6 protein-coding genes are annotated in these 16,205 nt (G+C 66.1%); all 6 read left to right on the forward strand.

From position 1 onward, the window contains the following. The first annotated feature begins 14 nt into the window (after positions 1-14). The 6 genes from IGW04_RS07515 (at position 15) to IGW04_RS07540 (ending at position 16,181) form a co-directional block, all read left to right on the forward strand. On the forward strand, positions 15-1,346 hold the full coding sequence (locus IGW04_RS07515; RefSeq protein ID WP_194712440.1) for a dicarboxylate/amino acid:cation symporter: 1,332 nt from the start codon (positions 15-17) through the stop codon (positions 1,344-1,346). A 79-nt stretch (positions 1,347-1,425) separates the two neighbouring features. After that, positions 1,426-1,665 carry a hypothetical protein gene (locus IGW04_RS07520; RefSeq protein WP_194712441.1) on the forward strand — a complete coding sequence of 80 codons (240 nt, stop codon included), beginning with the start codon at positions 1,426-1,428 and terminating at the stop codon, positions 1,663-1,665. Positions 1,666-1,854: 189 nt separating this feature from the next. Beyond that, positions 1,855-2,625 (forward strand): hypothetical protein, encoded by a 771-nt coding sequence (locus IGW04_RS07525; protein WP_194712442.1) that lies wholly within the window; start codon positions 1,855-1,857, stop codon positions 2,623-2,625. 97 nt (positions 2,626-2,722) lie between these two features. Further along, positions 2,723-5,692 carry a putative bifunctional diguanylate cyclase/phosphodiesterase gene (locus tag IGW04_RS07530; RefSeq protein WP_194712443.1) on the forward strand — a complete coding sequence of 990 codons (2,970 nt, stop codon included), beginning with the start codon at positions 2,723-2,725 and terminating at the stop codon, positions 5,690-5,692. Between the two features lie 263 nt (positions 5,693-5,955). Beyond that, entirely contained in the window at positions 5,956-7,668 is a 1,713-nt protein-coding gene (locus IGW04_RS07535; RefSeq protein ID WP_194712444.1) for a ShlB/FhaC/HecB family hemolysin secretion/activation protein, read from the forward strand. Between the two features lie 20 nt (positions 7,669-7,688). Further along, positions 7,689-16,181: a two-partner secretion domain-containing protein gene (locus IGW04_RS07540; protein WP_194712445.1), complete on the forward strand. Its 8,493-nt coding sequence runs from the start codon at positions 7,689-7,691 to the stop codon at positions 16,179-16,181. The last annotated feature ends 24 nt before the right edge of the window (positions 16,182-16,205 follow it).

Genomic DNA, 16,205 nt, shown 5'->3' on the forward strand with positions numbered 1-16,205 from the left:
TAAGTAGGCAATCCATGACCCGCAAACCTCTCTACCGGTCCCTGTATGTGCAAGTGCTCCTTGCCATCGTGATCGGCGTGCTGCTCGGCCACTTCTATCCGGAATCCGGCACGGCCATGAAGCCGCTCGGCGACGGCTTCATCAAGCTCATCAAGATGATCATCGCGCCCATCATCTTCTGTACCGTGGTGGTCGGCATCGCCGGCATGGAAGACATGAAGAAGGTCGGCAAGACCGGGGGGCTGGCGCTCCTGTATTTTGAAATCGTCAGCTCGATCGCGCTGGTGGTGGGCCTGGTGATCGTCAACCTGGTCCAGCCGGGCGTGGGCATGAACATCGACCCCGCTTCGCTCGACACCAAGGGCATCGCCGCCTACACCGGCCCGGGCAAGATGCAGAACACCACCGACTTCCTGCTCAACGTGATTCCGAGCACCGTGGTGGATGCCTTCGCCAAGGGCGAGATCCTGCAGGTGCTGCTGTTCGCGGTGCTGTTCGGCTTCGCGCTGCATCGCTTCGGCGGCCGCGGCACGCTGGTGTTCGACTTCATTGAAAAGCTGTCGCATGTGCTGTTCGTCATCGTCGGCTACATCATGAAGGTGGCCCCGATCGGCGCCTTCGGCGCCATGGCCTTCACCATCGGCAAGTACGGCGTGGGTTCGCTGCTGTCGCTGGGCAAGCTGATGGGCACCTTCTACGCCACCTGCCTGATTTTCATCTTCGTGGTGCTGGGCACCATCGCCCGCCTCAATGGCTTCTCGATCTGGAAATTCATCAAGTACATCAAGGAAGAGCTGCTGATCGTGCTGGGCACGTCGTCGTCCGAGTCGGTGCTGCCGCGCATGATGGCCAAGATGGAAAACCTGGGCGTGAAGAAGTCCGTGGTCGGCCTGGTGATCCCGACCGGCTATTCCTTCAACCTGGACGGCACCTCGATCTACCTGACCATGGCGGCGGTGTTCATCGCCCAGGCCACCAACACGCCGATGACGCTGACCCAGCAGATCACGCTGCTGGCGGTGCTGCTGCTGACCTCCAAGGGGGCGGCCGGCGTGACCGGCAGCGGCTTCATCGTGCTGGCGGCCACGCTGTCGGCGGTGGGCGGCGTGCCGGTTGCCGGCCTGGCGCTGATCCTCGGCATCGACCGCTTCATGTCGGAAGCGCGCGCCCTGACCAACCTGATCGGCAATGGCGTGGCCACCGTGGTGGTCGGCCGCATGACCGGCGACCTCGACGCGGCGCGCATGCAGCGTCAGCTCAACAATGAAACCGATGAGGAGGCCGAGGAGCCGGAAGCGGTGCTGGACCGCAGCGAGGCCCGCATGGCAGCAGACGCCAGGCACTGACCGCCTGGCGCACACTGGGGGCGGCGCGTGCCGCCCCTTTCAATTTTCCTTCCCCGCCGCAATCACCCCTTTCCCCCCGATGGCCAATCACAGCATCCGGTTCCTGCTCATGGCGCTGCTTGCCCTGGGCGCGCAGTTGCTGCTGACATGGATGCTGTCGAAGGCGGCACGGCGCAGCGGCGCGCGGCGCGGGCCGCTGGCGCTGGTCGTGCTGGCCAGCGGCGTGCTGCTGGCATGGCTGCTGTATCGCCACCTGCCCGAGCAATTGCCCATCTGTACCGCCGGACTGCCGACCTACCTGCAATGCCTGGGCCTCTGATGCCGTGGCGCCTGTCGGGCCATCATTAGAGCGATCTTGCCGCCGGTAATGTCATTCCGGCATGCTCTTGCAGAAATGAAATAAGTATTTGATAAGAAAAGAAAATTTTTTATAGCAAAGTTAAAATTTCTCTATTGAATGATTTCCATAAAGAAATAAGATGGCGTCTCCAATAACGCAGGAGACATCATGAGCCAGAGCTATCTCGACGCCGTCGTTCATTCCAGCCGCCCGGCCATGCCGCTTCCCGGCCGCGCCGAGCAAGCCCTGCCCTTTACCGTGCGCGTGGTCAGCGGCAGAAGCGCGCTGATGAAGGCGGTGCAGATACGCCAGGCCGCCTATGGCCGCCACCTTCCGGAATTCGCGCAGACACTGGGCACGCCCGAGGCGCTGGACCTGCGGCCAGGCGTGGCCGTGCTGCTGGCCGAATCCAAGCTCGACGGCGCGCCGCTGGGCACGATGCGCATCCAGACCAACCGCTTCCAGCCGCTGGCGCTGGAGCAGTCGATCGCGCTGCCCCACAGCCTGGCCAGCCGGCCGCTGGCCGAGGCAGCCCGGCTCGGCGTGACCGAACAGCGTGTCGGGCGCATGGTCAAGACCGTGCTGTTCAAGGCATTTTTCCAGTATTGCCAGCAGGCCGGCATCGAGTGGATGGTGATTGCCGGACGCGCGCCGATCGACCGCCAGTACGAGCGGCTGCTGTTCAACGATATCTATCCCGACGCCGGTTACATTCCGCTGCGCCATGCCGGCAACCTGCCGCACCGGGTGATGTCGTTCGAGGTGGGCAGCGCCGAACGGCGCTGGGCCGCGGCCGGCCATCCGCTGTACGACTTCATCTTCCGGACCGTGCATCCGGACATCATGCTCGACGCGGCCTGCAACGCATCCGGGCGCCTGGTCCTGCCGGCATCGGACAATTACGTGAATTCCATGCGCCTGGACAAGCTGGCTGCATGAGCCAGCCTTTCCGCGACGCCATTTCAGTTAACGTAACGCCATTACGTTAGCCGGCAAGCCCGTGACTGATGCGGGCACCGCGCGGAAATGACGCATCATGCATGGCACTCTCCTGCAGCCTGACGGCAATCCTTTCCAGGGACGCACGCGTCTCGAGAATGCGCTGTACCTGCTGTCGGTGTATCTGGCGCCGGCCCTGATTGGCCTGGCAACCCTGCTGGCGCTGACTGCCTGGAGCGGCCATTACCCGGCAGGCAAGGGCGAGACGCTGATGTTTCGCGTCGTGCCCGAGGCGCCGGTCCGGCAGGGTTCTGAAGACCCGGCAGCGGCGCTGGCCCGGCTCAACGGCCAGCCGACCTTCGCTCGCTTTCACACCAGGCTTGCCGAAACCCCTTTCTGGATCGTCTTTTCCACCAGAGCGCCGGCACAAAGCGCGCCCACGATGCTGGAGTTTCCGTCGCGTCATACGCTGGATCTGCGCTGCTGGGACGCGCGCAGCCTGGCGCCGCTGGGCAGCGGCAGCCGCGCCGGCACCGATGGCGGCGTCACCCGCATCAAGGCCGGCTTCGCGCTGGCGCCGGGCGCGTCCACCGACGTGCTGTGCCGGATGCGCTTCATCGGCCCGGCGGCGCTGTCGGTCATGCAGTGGCCGGCCGACCGGCTCCAGCTCTCCGCCTATGAATTCCATCGCAACGCCGGCCTGCTCGACGGCGGCCTGCTGGTGCTGGCCGCCTTCGTGCTGATCACGGCGCTGATCCTGCGCTCCGGCACCTATGTGCTGTTCGCCGCCTGGCTGGTGATCAACCTGCGCATGGCGGCGCTGTCGGGCGGCTGGGACATCCAGTGGCTGGGCCGCAACCTGCCCACCGAACTGCTGCCCAAGATCCGGCTGCTGACCACGGCGCTGTACTACACCCTGACCATCATGCTGTTCTGCACCCTGTTCCGCAGCGACCTTGCCAGGGTCGGCTACGGCTGGCTGCTGCGGCTGGCGCAATGGACCTGCCTGCCGCTCGTGCTGCTGTCGCTCTTGCTGCCGTTTCATGACTTCCTGCCCTTCATCTGGGGCGCCACCGGCATCTGCACCGGCGTGCTGGTGTTCTTCCTGGCCCGCATCCTGTTCATCGTGCCGTCGCGCAGCGCGGTCTGGTACAGCGCCTCGATCGCCGTGACGCTGCTGGCCAGCCTCTATGAAGTATTCGCCGCCGCGCTCGGCATGCATGCGCTGATCGGGACCGTCAACAGCGTCACCGCCGCGCTGTCGTCGAGCCTGCTGGCGGCGCTGGCCATCGCCGAGCAGATGCGGCATGAACAGCAGCAGCGGCTGGCGGCCCAGGCCGCGCTGCGCAATGCCTTCGACGCCATGCCCATCGGCCTGTTCACGCTGGACCTGCAGGGCCATCTGCTGTCGGCCAACCCGGCGCTGAAGCAGATGCTGGGCGACGATGTGCTGGCGCCGGGCCGCAACCAGTGGGGCCGGCATTTCAGCGGCAATGCCTGGAGCAGCCTGCAGCAGATGGCGCGGCGCCAGCATCATGTCGAACTGGAACTGAGCAGCGCGCCGGCGCCGGAGGCGCCGCAGCGCCATTTCCTGGTCAAGGCCACCCTGGCCAACGGCAAGATCGAAGGTTCGCTGCAGGATGTGACGGCGCAGCGCGTGGCCACCGAGGAACTGCGTTTCCTGGCGCTGAACGATCCGCTGACCAAGGTCTGCAACCGGCGCGGCATCGAAGCCGTGCTGACCGATGCGATCGCGCAGCTGGAGCAGGGCAGGCCGCTGACGCTGGCCTATCTCGACCTGGACCGCTTCAAGCTGATCAATGACCTGTATGGCCATGCCGCCGGCGACGAGATCCTGAAGCTGGTATGCCAGCGCATCCGCACCATGCTGCAGGGCGGGCAGCAGATCGGCCGGGTGGGCGGCGACGAATTCGTGATCGTCATGCCAGACACCGCCATCGGCCCGGCAGCATGGACCTGCCGCGGCATCATCGACCGCATTGGCACCGAGCCTTACCGGCTGGGCGACAAGGCTTTCCAGGTGCGCGGCTCGATCGGCCTGATCGAGGTCGAGCCCGGCGCCGCGATCCGCGACCTGATGGCCAACGCCGACCGCGCCTGCCGCGCCGCCAAGAGCACCGCCAGCGACGGCCTGGTGGTCTACGAGCGCGGCTCGGCGGTGTTCCGGGAGCGCCAGGCCGAGCTGCGCCTGGTCGAGCAATTGTCCGCGCCGGACATCGGCGATTTCCTGTTCCTGGAAATGCAGCCCATCATGTCGCTGTCGGCGCCGCATGGCTCGCTCAATTTCGAGGTGCTGCTGCGCATGCGCGAACGCGACGGCAACGTCATCACCGCCGGCCGCATCATCCCGGCGGCCGAAAGCTGCGGCCGCATCGGCATGATCGACCGCTGGGTGCTGAAAACCACGCTGGACTGGCTGTCGGCCAGCAGGGAGCGCCTCGGCCGCACCCAGTTCGTCTGCATGAACCTGTCCGGCGCCTCGCTCAATGACGAGCGCTTCGTGCAGGACACCTTTGCCATGCTGGCCGCCAACCCGGACGCGGCCCGCTGCCTGTGCATGGAAATCACCGAAAGCGTGGCGCTGCATGACCTCGACAACACCCGCCGCTTCATCGACCAGGTGCGCAGCCATGGCGTGAAGATCGCGCTGGACGATTTCGGCGCCGGCTACACCTCGTTCTCCTATCTCAAGGACCTGCCGGCCGACGTGGTGAAGATCGACGGCAGCTTCATCGTCGACATGAACGACGATCCGGCCAACATCACCATCGTCGAGGCCATCGTTACCCTCGCCGCCAGCCTGGGCATGCGCACCATCGCGGAATGGGCGGAAGACCAGGCCACCGTGCAGGCACTGGCCGAACTGGGCGTGGATTATGTGCAGGGCTATGCGGTGGCCAGGTCGCAGGCCCCGGACACCCTGCTGCGCTTCACCTCCGCCGCCGGCTTCATACAGGATGAAGCCATGCGCAGCTACGTACTGACCCTGGGCGCCGCCGCCGCGCCCGACCTGATCGCCCTGGCCCATCCGCGCCAGGGCGAATGACGGCGCGCAGCGCCGGCTTCAAGCGCCTGCCAGACTTCGCTGTCCCTTCCTGCCATCGGCGTACTTCCATGCCGTAACCCGGCATCCATGGTCCGACACTGCTTGCGAGCTGCTTCCCTGTCGCGGCTTGTCGCGGATGGAACCAACAGTTGCGTGCTGTAACCGACTACTCGGACTAATAACGCTTCTGGCAGACCGCACTGCGCCTGCTGCCCACTTCCCAGTCGAAACCATCCATGCCAACTGCTGTTTTCGCACCGTCAATGTTGCTGTTGTTTCTTGGCTTGTCGCTTGCGCTGACCGGCGTGCCGGCCCGTGCGCAAGGCGCCGCCGAAGCGGCGGCTGCGCGCCAGGCCGAGATCCTGCAAAGGCAGAACCAGCAGCGCATCCAGCGCGACATCGACGCGGCAAGGTTGCCTGAGCCCGGACCCGGCGGCGCCGATACCAGCACGATGGCGCCTGCCGCCGGCGCCGCGGCCTCCGCCGCGGAAGCCGCCTGCCGCGACATCAGCCGCATCGTCATCAGCGGCGCCAGCCGCTTGAGCGCGTCCGCGCGGCAGCAGGTCGTGGAAGGCCATGCAGGGCGTTGCCTGGGCGTGGCCGACATCGAGCAGATGCTGGCGGCGATCACCAGGCAATACCTGGAGCAGGGCCTGGTAACGACCCGCGCCTATCTGCCCAGCCAGGACCTGTCCGGCGGCGTACTGGAAATCCAGGTGGTCGAAGGCGTGGTGGAAAACATCCTGCTGGATGAGGGCGCGCGCGGGAGCATCAATCCCGCGAACGTCTTCCCAGCGCCCGGCGCGCTGTTCAATCTGCGCGATTTCGAACAGGGCATCGACCAGCTCAACCGCCTGGAATCGAACCGGGCGCAGCTCGACATCCTGCCAGGCAGCCGGCCGGGCGCCAGCGACGTGCTCATCCGGAATGCGCCGTCCACCCGCTATCACGCGGCGGTTGGGGCAGACAACCAGGGCTCCGACAGCACCGGCAGGAACCAGGTGAGCGTATCGCTTTCGGCGGACCGGCTGCTCGGCCTGAATGAACTGCTGCTGCTGACCCATCGCCGTTCCCAGCCCGGCGATGCCGGGCGCCGCGCAAGCGAAAGCAGCAGCCTGAACCTGATCGTTCCGCTTGGCTATGCCACGCTCAGCCTCTCGGCCCTGCGCTCGCAATTCGTCTCCACGGTCGAGGCGCCTTCCGGCGCCGCGCTGCAATTTCGCGGGCGGAGCCAGGCCGGGAACATCCGGCTGGAACAGGTGCTGCACCGCGACCGCGTCAGCCGCTGGGCTGTCGCCGCCATGCTCACCGCCAAGGAATCCAGCAACTACCTGTCGGACCAGTATCTGCGCCTGAGCAGCCGCTCGCTCAGCGTGCTGGATCTTGACACCACTGGCAGCAGCCTGATGCTGGGCGGCGTTGCCACCGCCAGCCTGGGCTATGCGCGCGGCCTGAAGCTGGGTGGCGCGCTGCGTGACGCCGACGGGCTGCCCGACCTTGCGCCGCGTGCGCAATTCGGCAAGTTCAAGCTGGGATTGGGCTACCTGCTTCCCTTTTCCGTCGCCGGTACCGACATGCAGTTCTCCACGCAGTTCAATGCGCAGAGGGCGCAGCAGGTGCTGTACGGCTCGGAGCAGGTGCTGATCGGCGGGATCTACAGCATCCGCGGCTTTCGCAACAACACCCTGTCCGGAGACCATGGCTGGACCAGCCGCAATGAAGTGTCCGTGCAGCCTTCCCTTGTGCTGGGCAGCGTGGCCGTCCCGGTGCGCTTTTATCTGGGCGTGGACATCGGCGGCGTGAGCAACCGCGCTCCCGACGTGCCCGGCGGCCGGCTGGCCGGCATCGCGGTCGGCCTGTCGGCGACCTGGGCCGGCATCTCGGTCGACCTGTTCAACGCCCGCCGGCTGTCGCAGCCGGATTTCCTGCCGCGCGAAGCCAGCCAGACCTGGCTCAGGCTGGCCTTGACGCTCTGATCACCCGATGGACGAACCTCATGAACCACGCTTACTGTCTTGTATGGAGTGCGTCCCACGGCGCCTATCTGGTCGCGCCGGAAACGGCGCGGCGCAGGGGGCGCGCCGTCCTGGCTGCCTGCTGCCTGGCCACTGCCGGCCTGGCGCATGCGCAAACGCCTACCGCCACCGTCGTTCCGGCATCTGCGCCGGGCAGCGCCACCAGGGCCACCGTGTCGGCCAACGGCGTCCCGGTGGTCAACATCAATGCCGCCAATGGCGCGGGCCTGTCGTACAACCAGTATCAACGCTATGACGTCGACAGCCGCGGCCTGGTGCTCAATAACAGCATGACCAGGCGCCAGTCGGTCCTGGCCGGGCAGGTCGATGCCAATGCCGCGCTGGGCGCCGAGGCCAGGCTGATTCTCAATGAGGTCGTGGCGCCGCAGCGCAGCATGCTGGCTGGCTTCACCGAAGTGCTCGGCGGGCGCGCCGACGTGATCGTGGCCAACCCGTACGGCATCACCTGCAGCGGCTGCGGCTTCATCAATGCCGACCGCGTGACGCTCAGCACCGGCACGCCGGTATTCGGCGCCAATGGCGGCCTGAACGCATTGCACGTCAGGACAGGCGATGTGCTGGTGCAGGGCCAGGGCATGAACGCCAGCGATCAGCAGCTGCTGGACGTCGTTACCCGTTCACTGAAGCTCGATGGCCCGGTCAATGCCAGGGACCTGCATGTCACCACCGGCCTCGTCCAGTGGGATTATGCCGGCCGCACTGTCAGCGGCGGCGCCACCGGCTTCGGCCCGGCGCCCGCCTATGCGATCGACAGCAGCAGGCTGGGCGGCATCTATGCCGACCGCATCAGGCTGGTCGCGACCGAAGCCGGCGTGGGCGTACGCATGCGGGGCGAAGCGGCCGCCAGGGCCGACGACTTCACGCTCGATGCCGCCGGCCGCATCCAGCTGCAGGGCCGGTTGTCGGCAGCGCGAAACATGGCGCTGGCGCAGACCGGCGAAGCGGCCGGCATCGAGATATCCGATCCCGGCATGCTCGACGACGCCGGCCAGGCAGGCAGGGCATCGGTCACCGCCGGCGCTGCGCTGCATGCCAGCACGCCGGGCGGGCTCATGCTGTCGGGCGCAGAGCTCAAGGCCGGCACCGATCTGGTGCTGCGCGCACGCGACCTGACGGACCGGTCCGACAGCCAGGCCAGCCGCGCCGCCAACGGCCAGGTCGATGCCGTCTTCAGCGGCGCTGCAAGCATTCAGGGCGCGCGCTGGGGCGCCGGCTCCCGCTTCGGACTGGCTGCCGGCACCTTCATCAGTGATGGCGCGCTGTTCCATAGCGGCGCCGATGCCGATGCGGCGGAACGCGAGCTGCGCATCGCCACCAGCGCCGACATGGCGCTCGATGCCACCCGCCTGGTCAGCGGCACCGATGTCCAGCTGGCCGCCGGCAGGCAGCTTGCCGTGGGCGCCGGCACCGATATCGAAGCCCGCCGCGACATGGCGTTGACTGCGCGGGGCACACTGCGCAACGCCGGCGAACTGCTGGCGTCAAGGACGTTCAGCGTGCGCGCCGCCGCACCCGACGCCACGCTCGCCGTGGAGAACAGCGGCAGGATGCAGGGCAACGCGCTTGCCATCGGCGCCGCCGGCGAGCAACTCACCTTGAGCAACAGCGGCAGCCTGATCGGCGCATCGCTTGATATCGCCGGCGACAGCCTGGACAACGCAGGCCGCATCCAGGCCAGCGAGCGCCTCGCCGTGTCTGTCAGCGGCGGCATGCTCAACCGCGCCGGCGCCAGCCTGTCCAATACCGCGGCCGGCAGCCAGGTCGCGCTCTCCGGGGCGACAGTGGACAACCAGGGCGCCGTGCAATCGGCCGGCACGCTGGATGTCATTACAGGCGGCGCCCTGGTCAATCGCGGCACGATGCTGACGCTGCGCGGCATCGATGGCGGCGCCGATGGCGCCATGCTGCTGCGCGCCGGCAGCATCGACAACAGCGGCTGGATCGACGCATCCGGCGCAAACCGTGTCATGGCCGACGGCGCCATCGACAATAGCGGACGCATCCGGGGCGATACCTTGTTCCTGGGCGCGGCGGCCCTGCGCAATCGCGATGCCGGCAGCATCCTGCGTGGCGCCAACGGTGTGCTGATGCTTGGCGGCGCCGGATTCGCGTTCGACAATCGCGGCCTGCTGGCTTCGGGCAAGGATCTGGTCCTGCAGGCGCCGGCCGGATCGAGCCTGCGGAATCAGGACGAAGGCATGATCGTCAGCGATGGGCACATGAACCTGGATGGCGGCACGCTGCGCAACAGCGGCGCCATGCAGTCGGGTGCCGCGATGACGCTTGGCCTTGCAGCGGAGGCCGTGAACGAAGCGAGCGGCACGATCCATGCACGGGGCGGACCGCTCAGGCTGTCTGCCGCCCGACTCGATAACCGTGGCCAGGTACAGGCGGATGCCGGCCTGGATGCCGTCGTCGGCGGCCAGTTGCACAACAGCGGCGTCATGCTCAATCAGGACGGCGCACGGTCGCTGGCATTGACCGCCACCGCCATCGAGAACGCCGGCACGCTGCAAAGCGCAGGCGCAGCCTTGCTGAACGTGGACAATATCCTGCTCAATCGCGGCCTGATCCAGGCCGCGGCCGATATCGACCTGTTCTCGCGCGGCTACCTGGTCAACGAGAAGGCCGGGCGTATCCTGGGCAAGAACCTTGTGCGTATCACCGGCCCCGACATGCAGCTCGCCGTGACCAACCTCGGGACCATTCGCGCCGACGGGCTGCTCGCGCTGGGCGCCGATGGCGCCATGCTGAATTTGCTGCACAACACGCCGGGCGCCCTGCTTCAGGCAGGACGCCTGACGATCAATGCAAGGGAACTGACCAACAGCGCGCGCATCCAGTCGGATGGCGCTGCCGACCTGCGTGCCGGCAGCCTCGACAATGACAACAGTGCCGCCGTGATCCTGGCCGGCCTGGATGGCAGCGCCAGCAGCATGACGATTGATACTGCCTTGCAAAACCGCGGCGCCATCCACAGCGGCGGCCGCATGCGCATCCAGGCCGGCAGCGTGATGAACGGCGACACCGGCGGCATGTCTTCCCTTGCCAACCTGTCGCTGCATATGAACACCCATGGGCTGGACAACAGCGGCGCACTGTATGCAGCCGGCCTGCTGACCCTGTCCGCGCCCGGCCAGGCCATCGTCAACCGCAGCAGCGGCACGATGGACGGCGGCGATATCGTGATCAGGGCGGGCACGTTCGATAACTACAACGCCGTCAGTGCAACGCGCGATATCGACATTGCCGTTACCAATGCCTTTCGCAATCTGCCCACGGGGGGCGTGCCTGTGGTGATCGAGAAGGTGACGAGCGCACCCGTGAGCGTCACGTCGCGCGTCGAGGATATCGACCTCTTCACGCGCTATGTCACGACCTTGTACAAGGAAAAGGAAAGCGTCGTCCAGGAACTGGCCAGCCCGCTGCCGGAGGTGCGGGGGCGCATCATTGCCGGAAGGACCTTGTCGATCGATTATGGCGCGCGGGGAGAAAACCGGGCGTCGCTGTTGTCCGCCCCCACCGTCAACCTCTACAGCAGCAAGCCCGACGGCGCGGGCTTCGTCAATGCCGATTTGCATCTCGACGCCTATGAGCGCGAACGACGCTGGACCAAGGTCGAGTTGCAGAGCCTGTTCCATCCGAACACAGTCACTTACTGGTATCCGGAAAGTGCAGCCAGGTTCTCCTGCAATGGGGGAACGTGTTTTTCCAGCCAGGCCGCCAGCGCGGAAGCGGCGAGGGCGGCCAGCTATGTGGACGAGGTCAACCGCAAGACCGTCAAGACCTATGATGCGGGCATTTATGCCGGGAAGCTGAACGTCCAGGGCGCCAGCCTGCTGAACCTGGGGTCGCCCTTTTCGCCGACGGTGCAGGCGCGATCGGCCAGCAGGCAGCCGGCGCCGGACGAAAACGCATGGCTGGCTGGCGAGGCAGCCATAGCGATCGCTGCCGACAGTAATTCCGGGCGCCAGGTTGGCGTATTGCCATTCGACGTTGCCAACCTGCGCCTGCCCGCCAATCCCAATGGCTATTTCGTTCCTTCCAGGGATCCGCAGGCCCGCTATCTGGTGGAAACCAATCCCCTGTTCGTTTCGCCGCCCGCTGCCACGGCCAGCCCGCAGCCAGGACAGCAACCCCAGACGCCGCCCGTGGTCGGCTCGGATTACCTGGCCCAGCTGCTGCAGCTGGACCCGGACAAGGTGCAGAAGCGGCTCGGCGACGCAGCCTACGAGACCCAGATCGTGCGGCAGCAGCTGATCGCGCAGGTTGGCCGCAACCTGCTGCAGGCCGGTGTCAGCGAAGCTGCGCAGATGCAGGCGCTGATGGAAAGCAGCGTCGACCAGCTCGAAGCGCTGGGCCTGGTGTTTGGCCGCGCCTTGTCCGACGAGCAGGCGGCGGCGGTGGAAAGCGACATGGTGTGGATGGTGGAAGTTGAAATCAAGGGCAGGAAGGTGCTGATGCCCGTCGTTTATCTGTCGCAAGCCACCAGGAAGGGGTATGCCAGCGGCCCTGTGATTGCAGCCGGCAGCATCGACGCCAATGTGGCGTCGCTCACCAACGACGGCGGCGTGATCAGGGCCGACGGCAAGCTCGCGGTCAGGAGCGCCGGCGACGTGCGCAATCTGAGCGGCAGCATTAAGGCCGGCGATGCAGTGATCGCTGCGGGGGGCGACTTCATCAATGAAACCGTGGCAGTGGTCAAGGGCGGCGGGGATCTGTTCGCCCATACCGACATGGGCAGGACCGCCAGCGTGGAAAGCGACGCCGACCTGTTGATCTCCGCCGCAAATGTCGGCTTCAAGGGCGCAAGGGCCGCAGCAAAAAAAGATCTGGCCATTGAGGCGAGACAGGCAGTGCAGATCGATACGCAAGACGAGCATCAGGCACGCGCTGGAGTCGGCAGCGTCAAGGCTCATGCTTCTGGCTTGAGCGCGGGTGGAAACCTCGACGCATCCGCTGGCACGGATATGCTGATCGCCGGTTCCGGGCTCGACAGCGGCAAGGACATGGTCCTGGATGCCGGAGAAAATCTCGACATCATCGCCCGTACCGACACGCAATCGAGCAGGAAGCAGTCCAGCAAGAGCGGCTTTGGCGTGGGCGGCGGCCTGTATGGCATCGAGACCACGACGGAGAAGAAGACCGACCAGCAGAATCGTCAAGCCGCTTTGGCTGCGGGCGGAAAGGGCAGCCTCCTGGCAGGCAAGGAACTGTTGGTGAAAGGCTCCGACATTTCGGCGAAGGACAAGCTGCTGCTCACCGGCGACCAGGTCACGCTGCAGTCCGCACAAAACGTTGCCACCAGCGAGAAGATAACCGAAGCCACCAGCTTTCTGGCCACGTCAACGTCCAGCGATGTGAAGAAAGCGGCAAGCGCTTCGGCCCAGGCCAGCGCATCCGACAAGCTGCAGAAGCAGGCTTACAAGGATGTGGATGGCGTGTCCACGGTGGATGGCAGCAAGGGCGACACTACGTCGAGCCGCGCCATCGCCATGGCGGAAACCTCGGTGAGCACCAGCCGTTCGGTCGACAAGAAGGGCAAGGTCGACGAGACCAGCAAGCGCAGCGGCAAGGCTGCCAGCCAGTCGCTGGCCGGCACGCAGACGAGGGAAAAACCCCTCACGGCAGACAACAAGCCTGCCACGCAGGTCGCCACAAAAGCTGCATCGGCAAAAGCCGAGGCAAAGGCGGAGGCCAGCGCAACGGGCAAAGGCGAATTGAACCTGATGCGCAGCCAGGTCGATACCGAACGCAAGGAAGAGACCAGGCTGGCCCGCGCCAATCTGTCCGGCAGGGAAGTGGAGATCAATGCCGCAGACGCACTGGACATTCAAAGCGCTGCCGTGCGCGCCGAGCGTGACATCCGCATGTCCGGCAGGAGCGTGCGCATCACTTCGGCTGCGGAAACCAGCGCCAGCAGCAAGACGTCGAAGGTGACCGATATCGGCTTGCTGGCGGAGTCGAAGAATACAGCCAGCGCCAGTGCCTCGGCCAATGCCAATGCCGAGGCCAAGGCCACCACGGTGGGAAGCGACCGGGGCAAGGGCATGGATGCAAAGGCCACGCTGGAGGCCAACGCGGAAGCCGCAGTCAAGGCCAGGAGCGACAACATTGTCGACCTGGTTCGCACGGAACAGACAACGGAGAACAGCGCCGCCGGGAAAAGCCTGGAAACCAGCATCGCAGCCGGCGGCAATCTGCAGATCACCGCGGTGGACAGGTTGAGCACCGAGGGCGGCACGCTCTCCGGCCGTGAGGGCGTGGACCTGAAGGCGCGTGAGATGTCGTTTGGCGTGGCCGCCGATTCCCAGGAAGCCGGCAGCACGGAAAGCAAGTCCAGTTTCGGCCTGGCGCTGAAGGCCGAAGCCTCGGCCGATGCATCGGCCAAGGCCAGCCTGAAGGCCGAGACCAGCATGAGCGCCGCGACCAGGCAAGGCAATGAAACGGCTGCTTACGGGCTGGCCGACCGCGATGCCGCGCGTGCCAGCGTCAGCGCTTCGGCCACTGCTTCGGCCAGCGCCAATGCCGATGCGGGTGCGGAGGGCGGCTTGCAGTTCAAGCATGGCGCCGCCGGCAAGAGCACCGGGTCCACGCAGGCGAAAGCCACCCGCATCGTGTCCGGGGATGGCAACGTCAGCCGCATTGCTTCCGGCAAGATCACCGACGTCGGCACATCCATCGAGGCGGGCGGCGACGTCGTGCAGCAATCCGACGCGTTCGAAAGCAAGGCGGGCAGCAATACCGCCAGCCGGCATGACGAGAGCAGCGCGCATTCAGGAAGGCTGGTGTCGTACGCGAAGGCGGGCGCTGGCGCGTCGGCCGATGCCAGCGCCAACGCCAACGCCGGCCTGGGATACCTGGGCGGCAACGCCCTCGACAAGGAACAGGACAGCAAGACCGACACCCGCGCCGGCGCCAGCGTGGGTGCGCAGATCGAGTACAGCTACAAGTCGGCACAGAAGGATGCCGGCAGTGCGACGGCCGTCGTGTCAAGCATCAAGGCGGGAGGCAATATCGCCATATCCACGTCCGATGCAATGCGCATGGAGGGCACGCAACTGAAAAGCGGCGGCAAGATGGACTTGAGCGGGCGCCGTATCGATATCCTGGCGGCGGGCAACAGCGCTTCCAGCAGCAGCGCTGACACCAGCGCCAGCGGCACGCTTTCCGCTGGCACGGGCGTGGGCACCAACTCCGTTCTGGAAGGTGGCCTGAAAGGGGAAATGGAAAACAGGACCGACAATGCCACCCGGTCGAGCGCCCGGGTGGCGGCCTTGGACGCCGGCGGCGATCTGACGATACGCAGCCAGGGCGACCTGCTGATGGAAGGCACGAAACTGACGGCCGGCGGCAACGCCGATGTCAGCGCCGCGGGCAGCATCGATTACCGGGCGGCGCGTGAGAAGAGCCAGTCAGGCACCGACAAGGTGACCGGTAGCCTCGATCTGGCAGCTGGCCGGAATGACAAGGACAACCGCGAGGCCACCCTGGCCGCCAGCGGCGGCTATGAACGGTCAAGCGACACCGATAACAAGGCTGTCGTCGGCGCCATCCGCGCCGGGGGCGACCTGGCTATCAGGGGAGGGCAGGCGGTTGCCGTGGAGGGAGCGGCATTGGAGGCGAAGGGCAATGCGTCGATCGAGGCAGGCGGCGCATTGAGCCTGAATGCCGCCCGCGACACCGCGTCCTCCAATGCCCAGGCATTCAAGGGCGGCATCAATACGGCCCGCGTCAAAGCCACGGACGATGAAGGCAAGGTCGCCAAAGCAAAAGTGGATGCCGTCAATGCTTCCGGCACCGTGGAAAAACAGGAGTCCAGCCAGGCCACCGCGGTTGCCATCACCGCGGGCGGCAACCTGAGCACGCGCAGCCGGGACGACACGCTGTTCGAAGGCACGGCCATCGATGCCCGTGGCGGCATCGCCGTCGCTGCGGGCGGCAATGTGACGATGGAGGCCGCGCGCAGTACGGACGAGGCCTTGAAGGTGAGCGCTTCGTTGGCCGGGAAGAAAGCCGAGCTGCCGGACAGCAGCAAGAACCTCGACAAGCGTCAGGCCGAAACGGGAATGCGCTCCGAGAAAAACGAGAATTTTCAGGGCACCGTCCTGAAGTCCGATGGCGCCGTGGTGGTGGAGGCCGGCGGCAAGGCAGTGCTGGTCAATACCGAGATCAAGTCGCAAGGCCAGGTGATCAGCGCGCGGAGCGTGGAGCAACGCAGGAAGAAGAACAGGCAGAATGTGGTCAACACCGGCATCAGTGGCGTGAAAAGAAGCAGCGGCGCGAAGCCCGAGGCCGCGGGGACTGCGAAGACTGCGCAACCATCCGCCATCAGTACAGGTGAGCGGCCGGCCGGTTCCGCCGGGGCGGCCACTGCGAATGCGGCAGCTACCCCGCCGCGTTCGGACGCGCAGGCCGCGCAGCGGCAGCAGGCCGGTGCTTCAGGCAAGTAATGCCGATCCCGACCCGTAACGTGC

Source organism: Noviherbaspirillum soli (genome assembly GCF_015352955.1).
Lineage (GTDB): Bacteria > Pseudomonadota > Gammaproteobacteria > Burkholderiales > Burkholderiaceae_D > Noviherbaspirillum_A > Noviherbaspirillum_A soli.